Source organism: Halorubrum sp. Ea8 (assembly GCF_002252925.1).
In the GTDB taxonomy this organism is placed as follows: domain Archaea; phylum Halobacteriota; class Halobacteria; order Halobacteriales; family Haloferacaceae; genus Halorubrum.
Window position 1 is genome coordinate 88,940 of the sequence record NZ_NHPF01000103.1, and the last position, 15,639, is coordinate 104,578.

A 15,639-nucleotide genomic window follows, 5' to 3' on the forward strand; every position below is an offset into this window, starting at 1 on the left:
CGCGCGACTTCTCCGCGACGCGGTCGTATCGGTCGCCGAAGGGGTCCCGGCTCGGGCTCACGCCGTCCGTTCGATCTCGAACTCCTCGACGGGCGTGCCGATACCGTCGATCCGCTGGGCGAGTTCGACGGCGCGCAGCCCGTCTTCCCCGGTAACGAGCGGCTCCTCGTCCTCCCGGACGGCCGCGATGAACGACGAGAGCTCCTCTTTCAGCGGCTCGTGGCGTTCGACGACGAGGTTCTCGACGACCGTCTCGTGACGGTAGTTGACGGAGCCGGTGTCTCGGACGTACTCCGGGACCGAGCGCCGGCAAATCTCGATCGATTGGTCGATGAAGTCGACCTCGATCTTCCGGTCCGCGCCGGAGACGACGAGCTCGCGGATCTTCTCCTGCGTCACTCTGCTGGCGGTCAGCGTACCGATCGCGCCGGACTCGGACCTGACCGTCGCGGTCGCGTACTCCCCGTCGCCCGTGCTCGCCGCCGCGACCTCCGCCGGTTCGTCGAGGATCTGTAAGAGCAGGTCGATGTCGTGGATCATGAGGTCCATCACGACCGAGTCGTCGATCGCCCGGTCCGGCGGCGGTCCGAGCCGACGGGCCTCGACGGCGCGGATCTCGACGTCCGGAAGCAGGGTGAACAGCTCTCGGACCGCCGGGTTGAACCGCTCGATCTGCCCGACCTGGACCGTGACGCCCCTCTCGTCGGCGTACTCGAGGAGGGAGCGTCCCCGGTCGACGTGTTCGACGAACGGTTTCTCCACGAGCACGTCGACGCCGGCGTCGATACACTCGCGCACCGCCTGGAAGTGGTACTCCGTCGGGACGGCCACGGTGACGACGTCGGCGGCGGACAGGAGCTCCGCGAACGACAGCGCCCGACTCCCGTACTCCGTCGCGACGCGCTCGGCGCGCTCCGAATCGACGTCGTGAACGCCGACCAGCTCGGCCCCCGCGAGTTCGTCGTACGCGCGAACGTGGTTCTGTCCCATGCTGCCGGCCCCGATGACGCCGGCTCGGACGCGGTCGGGGCTCATCGGGGCACCTCCGGCCCGTCGGCCGAAAGCGCCCGGTCGATCGCCTCGGCGATCGCCTCGATATCCGACGCGGACACCTTCGGATGAACCGGAAGCGACAGCACTTCTCCGGTCGCTCGCTCCGCGACGGGTGCGCTCGCGTCGACCCCCGAGTAGCTCTCCAGTTCGTGGAGCACCGTCGGGTAGTAGACGCCCGACTCGATCCCCGCCTCTTCGAGCGCGTGCCGGAGCCGCTCGCGATCGCTCGTGCGCACGGTGTACTGGTGGTAGGCGTGTCGGCGTTCCGCGGGCTCGGTCGGCGTCGTCACCGGCGTCTCCGCCAGCCGGTCCGTGAGGCGGGCGGCGTTCGCCCTGCGCCGTTCGACGAACTCGGGGAGCTTCTCGAGTTGCGCCCGGCCGATCGCCGCGGCGAGGTTCGTCATCCGGAAGTTGTGCCCCAGCGTCGCGTGTTCGTACGACCCGTCTCCCCTGCCGTGGTCGATGAAGCGGCGGACCCGGTCGGCGACGTCGGCGCTGTCCGTCGTCACCATGCCGCCCTCCCCGGTCGTCATGTTCTTCGTGGGGTAAAACGAGAAACACCCCGCGTCGCCGATCGCGCCGACGGGCCGCCCGTCGTACGTCGCCCCGTGCGCCTGCGCGGCGTCCTCCACCAACGCGGCGTCGTGGGCGTCGGCGATCTCGCGGAGCCGTCCGAGGTCGGCGGGCAACCCGTACAGGTGGACGGCGAGGATCGCGTCGACGTCGCCGCCTTCCGACCGGATCGCCGCCTCGACCGCGTCGGGGTCGAGGTTGTACGTCTCCGGGTCGACGTCCGCGAACACCGGCGTCGCTCCCGTGAACCGGATCGCGTTCGCCGTCGCCACGAAGGAGAGCGGCGTCGTCACGACGGCCGACCCGTCGCCGACGCCGACGGCTCTGAGGGCGGCGTGAAGCGCGGCCGTCCCGTTCGCGGTGGCCACCGCCCGGTCGACGTCACAGTGCTCCGCGAACGCCGATTCGAACGCGCGGACCTCGTTGCCGTCCGCCAGTTGGCCCGAGGCGAGCACCGATTCGAGGCGTTCGCGCTCGGCCGTTCCGACGGACGGATCGGCGATCGGCACCGTCATCTGACCGGTCCCGGCGAGCCGCGGTCCAGTCGATCCATCGGCACGGTAGTCGCAGCGGTCGTCGCAAACATCGGTAGGATGATCTCTCGGAGCCACACCGCATTATTATCGGTCAGGTAACCGCTTCCCCCCGTCTGCGGGCAGTTTCGCGGTCGACGGGTCGGGATCGCGCCTCGATCCCCCGGCCACCGGCCGGCGTCACCGACCGACGTCGCCGGCGGCCGTTTCCGTTCTGAGCGACGCGCACTCCGGGGACGAGCGTCGGGAGCGCTCCGGTCGGCCCGCACGCGCCCCTGTCGCCCGCACGCGCCCCGGTCGGCCCGCATGTCCCCCCTCGCCCGCACGCGTCCCGGCACGGGCGGACACCGGCATTACGCCGGTCTCGGTCCGGGGCCGGCGCCCGACCTATCGCCGACCCGAGAGGCGGGCCGCCGGTCCGTGACTTAGGCCGATCCCAACCGCCAGATACCGCGTGGGATTACACCGCTACTACTGTAATGATAGACGGTCGATACTGTTCGGAACAAAATCGCGGGACGTGACGACTCCGTCCGGTCTCGACAATATATCTCCGCGTACGTGTTCGTGAGACGAATCGGCTGCGCAACCTTATGGAGTTGACTGAAACTCGGTGAAAAGGTGAGTAAGATGGCGTAATCCTCCACAAATGTATCTCCCTTTTTTCTATCTGTAGATAATTGTATCCAGTTGAGGTCGAGACAGAGATGAAAGCAGCATCTAAATCAGACGGCGAACCGACACCCTCGGAACCGGACCAAGAGACCGACGACGACGTGTCCGTCGACTCGCTTCCGGGTATCGAGGACGCCGGTTCCGACACGGAACCGCTCGAATTAGACGACGTGTTTCACGTCCTACAGAACGAGCGTCGGCGGAACGTCCTCCGCTACTTGGACGACGTCGACGACGTCATCGAGATGCGGGACATGGCCGTTCAGATCGCGGCGTGGGAGAACGACACGACGGTACAGCGGCTGCACTCGGACCAACGCCAGCGCGTGTACATCGCGCTGTACCAGTCTCACCTCCCGAAGCTGGACGACTTGGGGCTCATCGACTACAACAAACCGCGCGGCTACGTCGAGCCTCGGCCGCGGCTCGACCGGGTACAGCGGTACCTGAATCCGGAGCCATCGACCGAGAGCGCACCGGCCGAGACGGCCGCGACCTCGGCGGAAAACGAGCGGCGCGAGACGTTCCTCAAGACCGCGGGCGGCGCCGGGCTCCTAGTGGCCGCCGGCTGGGCCGGGCTACTGACGCCGCTGCTCTCGGGACTCTCCGTCGCGACCGTCGTGCTCGCGATATTCGTCGGCACGGTCGCGTACGCGTACCGCTCCGAACTCGTTCCGTCATCCGCCGAGAACTGAAGGGCGACCGAGAACCGCGCAGAGATCGACACCGGACAAGAACTGAACGGCGACCGACACGCGCCGAGCGACGACGACTCTTTGTTTCGCGGGAGCGACCGGACGCGGCGAGCGGACCGAACGGCGGTGTCCGATGCGACGCTCCGTGCCAGTCGCCGCTCCGACTCAGAGGTCCTCGACGAGTTCACCGAACGCCTCTGTCGGGACCACCTCCATCGACTGGACGTCGAGGCCGTGCCGCTCCATGATCAGCGAGGCCTTGAAACAGACGTCCCGGCTCGGTGCGTCCAGCAAGACGAGGAAGTCGTGTTCGCCGAGGACCGCGTACGAGTGAGTGACCTCGGCACCGACGTCCGTACACTCCCGTCGTATCGGTCCCCAGATCGCGGCGAGCTCTTGGGGATTCTGAACGTCAGTCGTCCGGATGTCCGCGAGGAGCGCGTACTCCGTGAATTCGTTCTGCTGTGGCATCGACTCATCTCGACGGTCCCGAGGCTAAGTTATGAGGCCGTTAACTCCCTCATCGCCCGTCTCGGTCCCGAGCGACCGCTTCTGACGCGAGAGCGTCGCAGCCGCGGCCCGGTGCGACGAGCGCCCACTCGGCTTCCGAGGTTCACTGACCGTCAGAGGGCCCGTCCGTGGGAGCCCGAGCCTTACGTCATACGTAACGGGCTTCGGGCCGCGTCCCGAGCCGCGGCCGGTCGCCTGAGGAGCGTCATAATAATACAGACGGGCGACGATTCTCGCCCGAATGGGACTTTCTGAAACGAACGAAGTCTGCGACACTCTCAGAGGCGACGTCACCTCCGTTCCCGCCTCTCTCCGCGCTTCCGCGCTCCCGGCACTCCGCGTCGCTCACGACGCGTTCGGTCACGGCCCGCGGACGGCGGGCGGTCGCGTCGCGTTCGACGACGGTCGGTTTCGCGCTCGTCCGAGTCGTCCCGCGACGGTGCGCGACGGTATCTCCGAGGGAAACATTAATTTAGGCACAACGAACTACCTCAAATCAACGAGAAAGTGTGTTCTGGAGACCTCTCAAAATCACCCCGATGGCCACACGTGAATACGCATCGTCCCCGCTCCGTCTCATGCCCGAGTCGCCGCCGAACGCCCGGCGGCTCCGACCGAGCGCTCGGCGGCTACGACCGATTGCCTCGCGACTGAGAGCCCCGTTCACAGGTCGTGCGAGCAGGGGACGGCGCCGATCGTCCGCCGCGGGCCGCGGGGCCTGAGATCATGAGCGAGACTGGCGAGATCGGCCGAACCGCCGTCGTTTCCCTCGTTTTCGTCGCGCTGGTGTGCTCGGGCGCGATGGCCGGGGTCGGTCAGGCGTCGCTGGCTGAGGGCGCGACCTCGGGACCTGCCCAGACCGACTCTGGCGGTGCCGTGATCCAGAACGTGACGCTCGAGGGCGACGGTTACATCGAGTCGCAGTACGAGACGATCGACGACCACCCGGGCCCCCCGTTCGTCTGGCAGGAGGAGGGGCTCCGATTGAACGTCACCGTCGCGTCCGGCAACGACAGCGGGTCGTTCGATCTCTGTGGACGGGGGTTCAGAGAGGGCGATGACTCGTCGGTCTCGTTCGACTGCGTGGAGGTCGAACTCTCCGCCGACTCCACCCGAACCGTCCGCCTCTCCACTGACTCCTGGCCGAGTAACGCGACCGGGAATCACACCGTCCTCATGGAGCTGTCCGACCCGGGCCTCGACGAGAACGACGTCGTCGACGAAGCGACCCTTCAGGTGAGGGTGATCGAGAAGGAGGGCGACCTCACCGGCGACGGACTGACGAACGCGGAGGAGTTCAAACACGGGACGGACATCACGACCCCCGACACGTCGGACAACGGACTGACCGACTGGGAGGAGGTGAAGAAGTACGGAACGAACCCGCTGGTCCGCGACACGACGGGCGACGGCGTCAACGACGCGACGCTCGTTCGGTTGGGACTCGATCCGACCGAGCCGTACCTGCTCCACCGGATTCTGGCCGCGGTGCTCCTCGGTCTGATAGCGATCGGCTGGGTGGGCGTGATGGCGGTCCGTAGATACGGAGGCGGAGGAGCGGGCGCGAGCGGCCAGTCCGACGGCTCGGGCACCGACGGCCCCGGGCCGGATCGGGACTCGGCCGACGAGACGACCGGCGGGGATCCGTCGCCGATCGACCAGTCGATCCTGACGAACGAGGAGGTCGTCTGTCGGCTGCTCAAGCGTAACGACGGGCGAATGCGACAGAGCGAGATCATCGAGTCGACGGAGTGGTCGAAGGCGAAAGTGAGCCGCGTGCTGTCGGACTTAGAGGAGGAGGAGGTCGTCAAACGCGTCAGGATCGGTCGCGAGAACGTCGTGGATCTCCAGTCCGACGTCGACGGCCTCGAGCTCTCGGACCAACAGGAGTAGCGATCCGACCGGAACGGCCGAAGCGGCTCGCGGCGCTTCGGCGTCGCGGTCGCTTACGTGGGTTCTAAGTTCCGTAACGATGTCGACGAAGTAAATGCCTGACCCGCGTACGACGAGTACGGATGATGGACTTGACCGCGTTTCAACGCGATCTCCTGTTCACGACCTTCGGGTTGGAGGAGCCGAAGGGGGTCGAAGTGAAAGAGGCCGTCGAGCGGTACTACGGGTCGGACGTCCTGCACGGCCGGCTCTACCCGAACCTCGATGCACTCGTCGAGAAGGGCCTCGTGGAGAAGGGTAGTCACGACCACAGAACGAACAAGTACATGCTCACGGAGCGGGGGAAACAGCAGCTCAAATCGCGGATCGAGTGGGAGCTTTCGAACGTCCCAGACGGAATAAAAACCGGGATCAGGTCGCTCCCCGAACGGCAGTGACGGCGGTTCCGGCGATCGACCCTCAACCCGCGGCGACGGCGAGCGGCCACAGCTTGCGGCGACGGCGAGCGGCCACAGCTTGCGGCGACGGCCAGCGGCCACAGCTTGCGGCGACGGCGAGCGGCCACGGCCTGCGGCGACGGCGAGCGGCTACGGTAGCGTCGTCCCGTCCACAGCGGGATACGGAGCGGTTCCGGTGTCCGACACCATCGGGAGCACCGTCCCGTCCATCCGGTCGCTGTACGGGACGCCCATCGCCGCCATGACCGTGGGAGCGACGTCGAAAATGTGTGCGTTGTTGACCGCCGCGTCGGGCGCAACGCCGTCGCCCGCGGCGATCAGGACCCCCTCGAGCTTGTGGTTCCAGGGCTCGGTCGGTGGGCCGAACTGGTCTCCGAGGAGCTGCGCCGACAGGAACTCGGAGAAGTCCCGCGGGACAGTGACGATGTCGACCGCGTCCTCAGCGAACGGCCCGCTGAAGTACCGCTCTCTGGGGGCCACCTCCTCGAAGACGGGCTTCCCGTCGGGCGTCTGCACGTCGTTGAGCTGGTCCATCAGCTCCGTTCTGACCGCCTCGTACTCCTCCCGAGCGACGACGCCGTCCGGCTCCCGCCCCTCCAGGTTGATCCGGACGCCGAGTTCGGTTCGCGCGCGCATGTACGCCGTCGACGCCTCGAAGTCGACCTGCTTGCTCGTCGCCCGGACGACGCCGTCGGGGACGTGCCGGCGGACGGCGTCGGCCATACCCACGTGCTCGAGCCGGTCGAGGAGGGCTCGGGGGTCGACACCGACGCGGCTGGCGCCGCGGGCGAGCCGCCCCGCGAGACCGGGGTCCCACGACCGGTCGGCGTCGCCGTCCCTGAGCTGGTTCCGGATCGGGTTCCACGACGGCATCCCCTTCCCCCCTTCGGAGACGTTGAGGAACCCGCGGTCGCGGAGGAACTCGTTCACTCTGAACTCGAAGTTCTCGTACTGTCCGATCCCGTGATCGCTCACCAGGAACACGCAGTCCGGGTCGCAGGCGTCGAGGATCGCGCCGATCTGTTCGTCGGTCTCCTCGTAGATGCGGCGGACGTGCTCCGGATCCCCTTCGAACTCGTGAAACACCGTGTCCGTCTTCTGGAACTGGACGAACCCCAGATCCGGGTCGAACCGGTCGGCGAGGTATCTGAACGCGTCGCCCCGCATCCGCGCGAGCCGGCGGTACTCGTCGATCTTCTCCTCGTCCGAGCGCCGTTCGTCGTCGCGGGAGTAGCGCGGGTACACCCGGTACTCTCCGATCTCGTCGACGAGTTCCTCGAAGAGCCCTTCCGGGTGGCACCGCGGCTCTTCCGGCGCCATGAACCCCGGGACGATCGCCCCGTCGATGTCGGCCGGCGGATAGGTCACCGGCGCGTTGACGACGACGCTCGATCGACCGTGGTCGTCGAGCAGTTCCCAGAGCGTCCGCGCTCGGACGTGGTCGGCCGTCGAGACCTCCCAGTCGTAGCCGTCGAACGTGACGAATCCGTACACGCCGTGCTTTCCGGGGTTCGATCCGGTGTATATCGACGGCCACGCGCTCGGCGTCCACGGCGGGATCTGCGATTCCAACTCGGTGGAGAGCCCCTCCGCGGCGAGCGCGCTGATGTTGGGGATGCTGTTCGTCTCACGGAGGTCGTCGAAGACGGGGCGACAGCCGGCGTCGACGCCGATGATCAACGCCTTCATCGTGTCACCGGTGCGCTCGTCGCCGTCTCGTCGCTCGGAGCCGACCGCGACACGACGTTTCGCGAGAGGTCGAGGCCGACGCGGCGTCTGTTCTCCTCATATGTCGATCACCACCGGTGGCGTCCACTTGCTTATGCGGCAGGTAAGCGGCCGCACCGAGGGCCCGTTGAACCCCGCGTTCCGTACCCGCTCACCGCACCTCGTCGAGCGAGACGAACGAGTCGCCCCGAGCCGAGACCCACACCGTTTCTCCCGACACGTCCGTCTCGGGGAAGTGACGGAAGATGATGCACTCGTCCGGCGCGTCGTCGTTCGCCAGGATCTCGGCGACGGTATCGATCGCCCCGTACTCCGTCGTCGGGCTCGGTCGTCGGATCATCGCATTGAGACGGATCGGCACGGGCGCCTTTAATTATCCACAGAGTATCCACGCCGAAACGGTCGACGAACGGCAACACGACGACGTGGAACCGCCTCGTGGCCCGTCACGCCGGCTGGACCGTCGTCGAACGGATGGGATCAGCGATCGGCCGCCGGCTCCCTCTCGGGAAGCTGGACCGGCGGGTCGAACTTCTCGCGGAGGTGCTGGTCGGTGAGCAACCGCTCGGCGTAGCCGACGTTTTCGTCGATGCTGGACGTCACCCGCTCGGTGTACGGCAGGTCCGTCTCGCCCCACAGCCCGGGGTGCGTGAGGAGCTGTACCCGCTCCGACAGCCGCGTGTCGAACGGGTGGCTCTCGCGCCAGCGCTGTCCGGAGTCGGCCACGTACGTCGCCTCGGAGAAGAACCGCGGCTCGTACGTGGTCGCCAGTCGGTCGAACGTCCGGTCGATCACCCACTCGGGCGGACAGTGGAACGACACCGGATCGCACACGTTCTCGGCAGCGAGCGACAGCGCCGACCGCTCCGCGGTCACCCGCTCTCGGAGCTCCTCTGGCGACGGTCGGCGCGACCAGTGCTGATGGGTGCTGAAGTGAACGCCGACGTCGTGGCCCAGCGCGTCGATCTCGTCGATCACCGCGCGACAGACGGCGTCGAAGACGTTGTACAGCGGATTCGACACGAGAAAGAAGTACGTCGATCGGAACCCGAGGTCGGCCTCTATCCGACCGATCTCCAGCGCCTTCCTCGGCGAGAGGTCGACGTCGTGACGAAGCAGGAGGTCACCGTCTCCGACGTCGCCCTCGAAGGACGACGATTCGTACCCGTGGTCCGACAGCCACACCAGCGCGCGCTCGTACCAGTCGTAGGTGAACTCGACGCCGTCGAGCGCGGGCGTTTGGGAACCGCTCATTCGGCGCTCACCTTCGAGCGGTTCCGGGCGGGAGACCCGACGACCGTCTCCCCGGCCGGAACGTCGTCGAGGACCGTCGAGTTGATGCCGACCTCGGCCCCGGAGCCGATGTCCACTCCCGTCGCCACGGCCACGTGCGGCTGGATCACCGCCCCGTCCCCGACCGTCACCCGACCGGAGAAGCCGGTTCCGTACGCCACCGTGACGTTCTGGCCGATCCGGACCTGATGGGCGACGTGCACGTTGGCGCTCAGTTTGGCGTTCCGACCGATGACGGTCTCGTCGAACACCGCGCGGTCGACTGTCGCGTTCGCCCCGATTTCGGCGCCGTCCTCGATCCGGACGCGACCGCGGTGGGGTAACCTTCGAGGCACCCCCTCGTCGTCGCGCCCGAACCCGAAGCCGGGGCACCCGACGCTCGCTCCCGCCCGAATCGAGCAGTCGTCGCCGACGCGGACGTTGGCGCCGATCGCGGCGTGAGGGCCGATCCGCACCCGGTCGCCGATCTCCGCGTCGTCGTGGACCGACGCCGTCGGATGGACGCCGTCTCGGTCGAGCGGTTCCTCGGCGAGAAACTCGTTCGCCGCGACCGCGAACGCCGTCCGTGGCTCGTCGGTGACCAGTTGCGTCGTCCCCGCGACCGCACCGACGGTCTGGGGGCAGAGAACGGCGCCAGCGTCCGTTTCACGGACGTATCTGGCGTCGTCGTACACGCAGAAGGCGAGGTCGCCCTCGTTCGCGGTCGCGAGCGAGTCGACCCCCGTGACGGAGACGGGCGGTCCGACGTGCTTGGCGTCGACGTGACGGGCTATCCGCTGTGAATCGGTCATCCCGGACGGCCCTCGAACGCGGAGCGCTGATCGGCCGATCGGCACCCGACGATCGGCGACGGCCCCCTCAGCGTGCGGACGCGTCCGCACGCGGGCACCGACCCCGGCGCGGGCGACGGTAACCCGAGTGCCTGCGAGACGGACGGATCGGCACCCACTGTCTCCTGATGGTCGCTCATGGTCTCGGCTTGGCCATCGAGTCGCTCCCATTTCCTTATCGCGCGGTTAATGTCGCGAGAGCGGATCGAACGGCCGATAAGCCGGAGTACTCGCGGACGTGAGAGCGGCATATCGGTCTCATAATAAAGCCGCGAACCGCCGCAGACCGACGTACCAGAGAATGTACGAGGGACACACCGTCGCCGCCGTCATCCCCGTCTACAACGAGGAACCGTTCATCGGCGAGGTCATCGAAACGCTTCCGACGTACGTCGATCGCGCGTACGTCGTCGACGACGCTTCGACCGACGACACGTGGAGCGCGATTCAGGCCCGCGCCGACGGCGGAGTCCCGGTCGATCCCTCCGCCCGAAACGGCGACGTCGACGGCTCCGACGTCGCGGCCGAAGAGTCCGGCGCTCGCGACGAGGCCGGCGGCCGCGCCGCCGCCGCCGACGGCGAGGACGGGGGATCCCCGACGGTCGTCCCGTTGCAGCACGAACGGAACAGAGGCGTCGGCGGAGCGATCAAGACGGGATACAAGCGATCGGTCGCCGACGGGACGGACATCACGGTCGTGATCGCCGGCGACGGGCAAACGGCCCCGGACGTCGTCGAGCGCATCGTCGAGCCCGTCGCGGCGGGTCGGGTCGACTACGCCAAGGGGAACAGAATGCTGACGCGCGAGGAGATGCCAGCGTTCCGGCAGATCGGAAACGCGACGCTCGCGCTGTTGACCCGGATCGCGAGCGGCTACTGGAAGGTGAACGACCCGCAGAACGGGTCGACGGCGATCTCTCTGTCGGCGCTCGAAACGCTCGAAATCGACGAACTGTACGAGGATTACGGCTTCGTCAACGACCTGCTCATCCGTCTCAACGTCCACGAGATGCGGGTCGCCGACGTCCCCCGACGGGCCGTCTACGAGGACGAAACCAGCCACATCTCGTACACCTCTTTCATCCCGAAACTGTCGATCCTGCTGTTGCGAGGGTTCCTCTGGCGACTGCGAGTGAAATACCTCCAGCGCGACTTCCACCCCCTCGCGTTGTGTTATTACCTCGGGGCCGGGACGTCCGCGCTGGGGGCCGCGTCGGTCGGAGCCGACGCGCTGAGGGACGGACCGTCCAGGGGAGACGGGAGGGTCCTGTTCGCGCTCGGGTGGCTGTTCATGCTGCTCGCCATGGTGTTCGACCTGGACGAGAACCGGGACCTCCAAGAGATCGGAGCGACGGCGGAGAACGGCCGAAACGACGAGTGAGCGCCGTCATATCGCGGGAACTCGCCCGGCGTCGAACGCGCTGATCGGTGTCGAACGCGCTGATCGGCGTCGCCCTCGCGCCGCCGACCGTCCCGAAGCCGTCGGTCTGAGAACTCCTTCGCGCCGCGCTTCCGACCGGTTAAGCGGTGGTAAGTATCTCGGTTACTGTCAGGTCAGTGATTTTTTATATAGGAGTGAGGCGTCCGTCGATGCGAGAACACGATGGCGGACCAACCGCGGCCCGAAGGCGAGAACGAGAGCCGGTCGCGGCGGTCGGTGCTCCGCTCGCTCGGCGGAACCGGCGCGACCCTGCTCGGCGGCGTCGGGGCCGCGGCCGCCGGCGGCGTCGGAGCGTACCGGCGCGACCGGGCGTCCGAACACAGCGGCGGCGACGGGATCCCGGACGAACTGAAGCGGTCGGAGGCGTTCCACGAGCGTCTCGTCGACCGCTTCGGCGCCGACTCGTTCGAGGGGCTGGAGGTCGGCCGGACGGACTTCCTCGTCGACGCGAGATACGTCGGAACCGCGGCGGTAGACGACTCCGTCAAGCGTCGTCTGGAGGCGCTGTTCCGCGACAACGGCATCCACATGCAGTGGCTCGACCACCCGGACCGGATCGACGAACGGCGGTTCCTCGAGTCGTACGGGAACGACGTGCACAGCATCCTCTGGGCGACCCAGAGCTTCTACGCCCGCGAGGTCGAGGCGGACCTGAAAAACGTCGCCTTCCAGCTCGTCGTCGTTCCGGGGCGGCGCGAACCCCCGCACGTGGGGCGCGTCTACTGCCACCTCTCCGACGGGTTGCGCGATCGGTGGAACGACGGGTGGGTCAACGGCATGAACGCCGGGAACAGGGCCGTCGTCGGCCACCGCGACTCGCCCCGCGAACAGGCGCGCTTAGCGCTCCACGAGATCGCCCACCTCGTCCTCTGTCACGACGACGATCCGGCGAACACCGGGGAGATGGGGACCCAGCAGCGACTCGACCTCACGGACGACGAGTGGACGGAGCTGCGAAACGGTCTCGACGCGGTCCGGGACACCACGGGGTACGACGTCGCCTTCCGGCGGTGCTCCTGGACGGAGTACGTGCCGGCGTGAGCCGCGACGCGCCGCCCGCCCGTTCGCACCCGGGCGCCGACGGCCCGGCTCTCGCTTCGGACCGGCGACGGGATTACGGACAAAAAGCAGGAGGGTGGCGGTGCGGCAGTTGCGCGCGGATCCTGTGACGCTTCCCCCTTTCGGAGTGGCAGGGAACTCAACTCCGATCGGCTGTGCCGGAAGTGTCGTCCACTTCGGCATCGAACGATACGGCCGGCACCAGTATTATTATCAGGATGGTAAACGCCGGGATCGCGGGCTCCGCTCCGGGAGTCGGCGGCCGTCGTCCGCTCGCGGGACCGACTGTGACTCCGCGACGGAGGAGTGACCTCGCGGAAGGCGGCGTTTCGGCCCTCCGAGATGAAAGGTGAGAGAACGGGAGGGAATGAGACGAAAGGTGAGAGAAAGAGAGAGAACGAAAGTGAAGGCGTCAGCGCGGCCGCGAGAGGGAGATCAGAGGAACAGCGAAGCGACGAACAACACGAGGAACACGAACACGAAGATCTTGGCGATGCGCATGGACACCCCTGCCACGCCTCGCAGTCCGGCCACCGCGGCGAGGACGGCGAGAACGAAGAACAGCAGCGCTATCTCGATGAACCCGCCGCTCTGTAACGCCACGAAGTCGGCGTACTGCATCAACGAACCGACCTCCGGATTCGATCGACACCCAGACGTCTCGGTCCGCTCGCCGTCAGTAGTTGACGCATGGATCCGAATTGTGCCATCGGGCCCTTGATTATCTGTCTGATAATTCGCACCGATCGGCGGCGGTCGAGTCCGTGGCCGCGCGGCGGCGTCAAGCCCCCGCCCATCGAGAGTCGCCCGAGTCCGCCGACCGCACTCCAACCGGCTCCCGCTCTGCGATATAAATGACTATTTCATGTCACTCCTTCCACCGCTAAGCCTGAGCGCCGCGGAAGGGGTATGCTTTTCCGACGACGGTGCCGATGTCCCGTGTCGAAGTCAAGTTCGCGTGTAAGGGGCCGTCACGGCCGCGTAATGATCGACAGCTGATACGATACCACGGATACATGAACGAAACGGTGTTGTACGTCGGTACGGAAGCCGAGGGACTGCGACGGGTTATCAACGACCGGGAGCCGGCGGATCGCCCAAACGCCTTCACGACGACGAGCGTGAGCGACGCGGTCGATCGGCTGATCGGCGGCCGGTTCGATCGGGTACTGCTCGGTTCCGGCACCGAAACGCGCGACGTTCGAGTACTGCTTCGACTGGCGGACACCGACCCGTCGCTGACGACGCTCTCCCGACGAGAGGCGCACGAATCGCTCGACGACGACCTGGCCGCGCTGGTCGACGGGACGTTCGACCCGGACGACCCCGAGTCGGACGGCCCGCTCGCCGCCGTCGGTGAGCCCGTCGGCGACGCCGCGTCTGGGGCGGTCTCCGCGACACGGCCGACCGCCTCGGCCGACGACGCCGTCGACGACCCCCTCACGGAGTCCGCGACCGGGATCGCGTGCGTCGATCGGGACGGGACGTACCTCTGGGTGAACGACCGCATGGCGGACAGTATCGACGGGCCGGACGGGGACGTCGTCGGGCGTTCGCTGCGGGACGCTCCGCCCGAGGATCTCACCGCCGATCTGCCGGAGCTCTGGGCGCACGCGGTTCGAACCGGAGCCAAACAGCGGACGGTCGTCTCCGACGGCCCATCGTCGCGATCAGTCACGATCCGTCCGATCGACGGGGACCGGTATCTGCTGCTCGAAGAGCCCCACGAACCGGAGTTCGCGTTCACCGGGAAGTACCTCGATCGGCTCGCCGATCTGTTCTTCATCGTCGATTTCGACGGCAGGCTCGTGTACTGGAACGAGGCCGTCTCCGAGGTCACCGGCTACAGCGACGTCGAACTCGGTGAACTGGACGCGTTCCGGCTGTTCGACAGCGGCGATCGCGATCGCGCCGTCGAGGCCGTCGAGAGGGTCCGGTCGGACGGCGAACACTCGATCGAACTTCGATTGGCCACGAGCGACGGTGAGACGATCCCGTACCAGTTCTCCGCCTCGGTCGTCGAGGACGACGCCGGACGCCCGCTGTACGTCTGCGGCATCGGGCGCGATATCACCACGAAAATAGAGATGCAGGCGGAGATCGAGTCGGTCGTCGACGATCTCCGGGAGTCGAACGCCGAGCTGGAACGCTTCGCGTACGTCGCGTCCCACGACCTCAAGGAGCCGCTCCGGACGATCCAGAGCTTTCTCAGGCTCCTCGAAAACCGCTACGGAGACGAGCTCGGCGACGACGGGTCGGAGTACGTCGAGTTCGCGATCGACGGCGCGGCCAGGATGTCGTCGATGATCGACGACCTACTCGAATACTCCCGCGGCGGCGGCGAGGTGTCCTTCGAGGCCGTCGACACCGAGGCGGTGTTCGAGGAGGTGATCGAGAACCTCCGGTCGACAATCGCCGAATCCGGAGCGAGGATCACCGCCGGCTCCCTTCCGACCGTCGCGGCCGACAGGACCCTCGTCGTCCAGCTGTTCCAGAACCTCGTGGAGAACGCGATAACACACGCCGACGGTCGGCCGCAGGTACACGTCACCGCGGAGCCCGCTGGCGAGATGGTCCGGTTCGCGGTGGCGGACGAAAACGGGGGGATGACCGAGGCGGAAACGGAGGGGATATTCGAGATCTTCTCCAGCGGCCACGACGAGACGGGGTCCGGAATCGGGCTGGCGACGTGCGAGAAGATCGTCGAGAGCCACGGCGGATCCATCGGCGTCGAGTCGGAGGCGGGGGTCGGCTCCGTGTTCCACTTCACGCTCCCGAAAACCCCTCCTTCCGGCGGCGAGCAGGGTGACGCCGCCGCGGTCCCCGCGGACGCCGTCGGATCGGTCGACCCGTCGACCCACGGCGACGGCGGCGCGCAGCGCTGAGGGGTCCCGACAT

The 15,639-nt window shown here is 67.2% G+C and carries 14 protein-coding genes; 6 read left to right on the top strand and 8 right to left on the bottom strand.

The window, feature by feature from the left end:
- Positions 1-57: 57 nt before the first annotated feature.
- Complete coding sequence (locus DJ74_RS12025) at positions 58-1,035, bottom strand: Gfo/Idh/MocA family protein (RefSeq protein ID WP_094525767.1); 978 nt, start codon at positions 1,033-1,035, stop codon at positions 58-60.
- Positions 1,032-2,141 carry a DegT/DnrJ/EryC1/StrS aminotransferase family protein gene (locus tag DJ74_RS12030; RefSeq protein ID WP_094527394.1) on the bottom strand — a complete coding sequence of 370 codons (1,110 nt, stop codon included), beginning with the start codon at positions 2,139-2,141 and terminating at the stop codon, positions 1,032-1,034. Before DJ74_RS12030 ends, DJ74_RS12025 begins: the two co-directional genes overlap by 4 nt.
- 725 nt (positions 2,142-2,866) lie before the next feature.
- On the opposite strand from DJ74_RS12030, the gene DJ74_RS12035 reads away from it, so the two are divergent.
- Complete coding sequence (locus DJ74_RS12035; RefSeq protein ID WP_094525769.1) at positions 2,867-3,529, top strand: hypothetical protein; 663 nt, start codon at positions 2,867-2,869, stop codon at positions 3,527-3,529.
- Positions 3,530-3,694: 165 nt separating this feature from the next.
- Here DJ74_RS12035 and DJ74_RS12040 read toward each other — a convergent pair whose 3' ends face one another.
- Positions 3,695-4,000 carry a GYD domain-containing protein gene (locus DJ74_RS12040; protein ID WP_094527395.1) on the bottom strand — a complete coding sequence of 102 codons (306 nt, stop codon included), beginning with the start codon at positions 3,998-4,000 and terminating at the stop codon, positions 3,695-3,697.
- 765 nt (positions 4,001-4,765) lie between these two features.
- On the opposite strand from DJ74_RS12040, the gene DJ74_RS12045 reads away from it, so the two are divergent.
- Positions 4,766-5,932, top strand: a complete 1,167-nt coding sequence (locus DJ74_RS12045; protein WP_094527396.1) for a helix-turn-helix domain-containing protein — start codon at positions 4,766-4,768, stop codon at positions 5,930-5,932.
- Between the two features lie 122 nt (positions 5,933-6,054).
- Positions 6,055-6,369, top strand: a complete 315-nt coding sequence (locus DJ74_RS12050) for a helix-turn-helix transcriptional regulator (RefSeq protein ID WP_094525772.1) — start codon at positions 6,055-6,057, stop codon at positions 6,367-6,369.
- A 150-nt stretch (positions 6,370-6,519) separates the two neighbouring features.
- Here the strand turns inward: DJ74_RS12050 and DJ74_RS12055 are convergent, their stop codons facing one another.
- From DJ74_RS12055 to DJ74_RS12070, 4 genes are all read right to left on the bottom strand, one after another.
- Positions 6,520-8,079 (bottom strand): alkaline phosphatase family protein, encoded by a 1,560-nt coding sequence (locus tag DJ74_RS12055; RefSeq protein WP_094527397.1) that lies wholly within the window; start codon positions 8,077-8,079, stop codon positions 6,520-6,522.
- A gap of 190 nt (positions 8,080-8,269) precedes the next feature.
- A complete protein-coding gene (locus tag DJ74_RS12060) occupies positions 8,270-8,458 on the bottom strand; it encodes a hypothetical protein (RefSeq protein ID WP_094525774.1) in 189 nt (62 codons plus the stop codon).
- A gap of 140 nt (positions 8,459-8,598) precedes the next feature.
- Entirely contained in the window at positions 8,599-9,372 is a 774-nt protein-coding gene (locus DJ74_RS12065) for a hypothetical protein (protein WP_094527398.1), read from the bottom strand.
- The gene (locus DJ74_RS12070; RefSeq protein WP_094525776.1) at positions 9,369-10,202 is read right to left on the bottom strand and encodes an LpxD N-terminal domain-containing protein; all 834 of its coding nucleotides are present in this window, start codon (positions 10,200-10,202) and stop codon (positions 9,369-9,371) included. Before DJ74_RS12070 ends, DJ74_RS12065 begins: the two co-directional genes overlap by 4 nt.
- Before the next feature lie 340 nt (positions 10,203-10,542).
- Between DJ74_RS12070 and DJ74_RS12075 the strand changes: the two genes are divergently transcribed.
- Together DJ74_RS12075 and DJ74_RS12080 are read left to right on the top strand one after the other, a co-directional pair.
- A complete protein-coding gene (locus tag DJ74_RS12075; RefSeq protein WP_094527399.1) occupies positions 10,543-11,622 on the top strand; it encodes a glycosyltransferase family 2 protein in 1,080 nt (359 codons plus the stop codon).
- A 222-nt stretch (positions 11,623-11,844) separates the two neighbouring features.
- Positions 11,845-12,723, top strand: coding sequence for a hypothetical protein (locus DJ74_RS12080; protein WP_094525778.1), 879 nt, complete (start codon positions 11,845-11,847; stop codon positions 12,721-12,723).
- 453 nt (positions 12,724-13,176) lie between these two features.
- On the opposite strand, the gene DJ74_RS12085 is transcribed toward DJ74_RS12080, so the two are convergent.
- Positions 13,177-13,362 (bottom strand): DUF1328 family protein, encoded by a 186-nt coding sequence (locus DJ74_RS12085; RefSeq protein WP_094525779.1) that lies wholly within the window; start codon positions 13,360-13,362, stop codon positions 13,177-13,179.
- 500 nt (positions 13,363-13,862) lie between these two features.
- On the opposite strand from DJ74_RS12085, the gene DJ74_RS12090 reads away from it, so the two are divergent.
- A complete protein-coding gene (locus DJ74_RS12090; protein ID WP_176451345.1) occupies positions 13,863-15,626 on the top strand; it encodes a PAS domain-containing protein in 1,764 nt (587 codons plus the stop codon).
- The last annotated feature ends 13 nt before the right edge of the window (positions 15,627-15,639 follow it).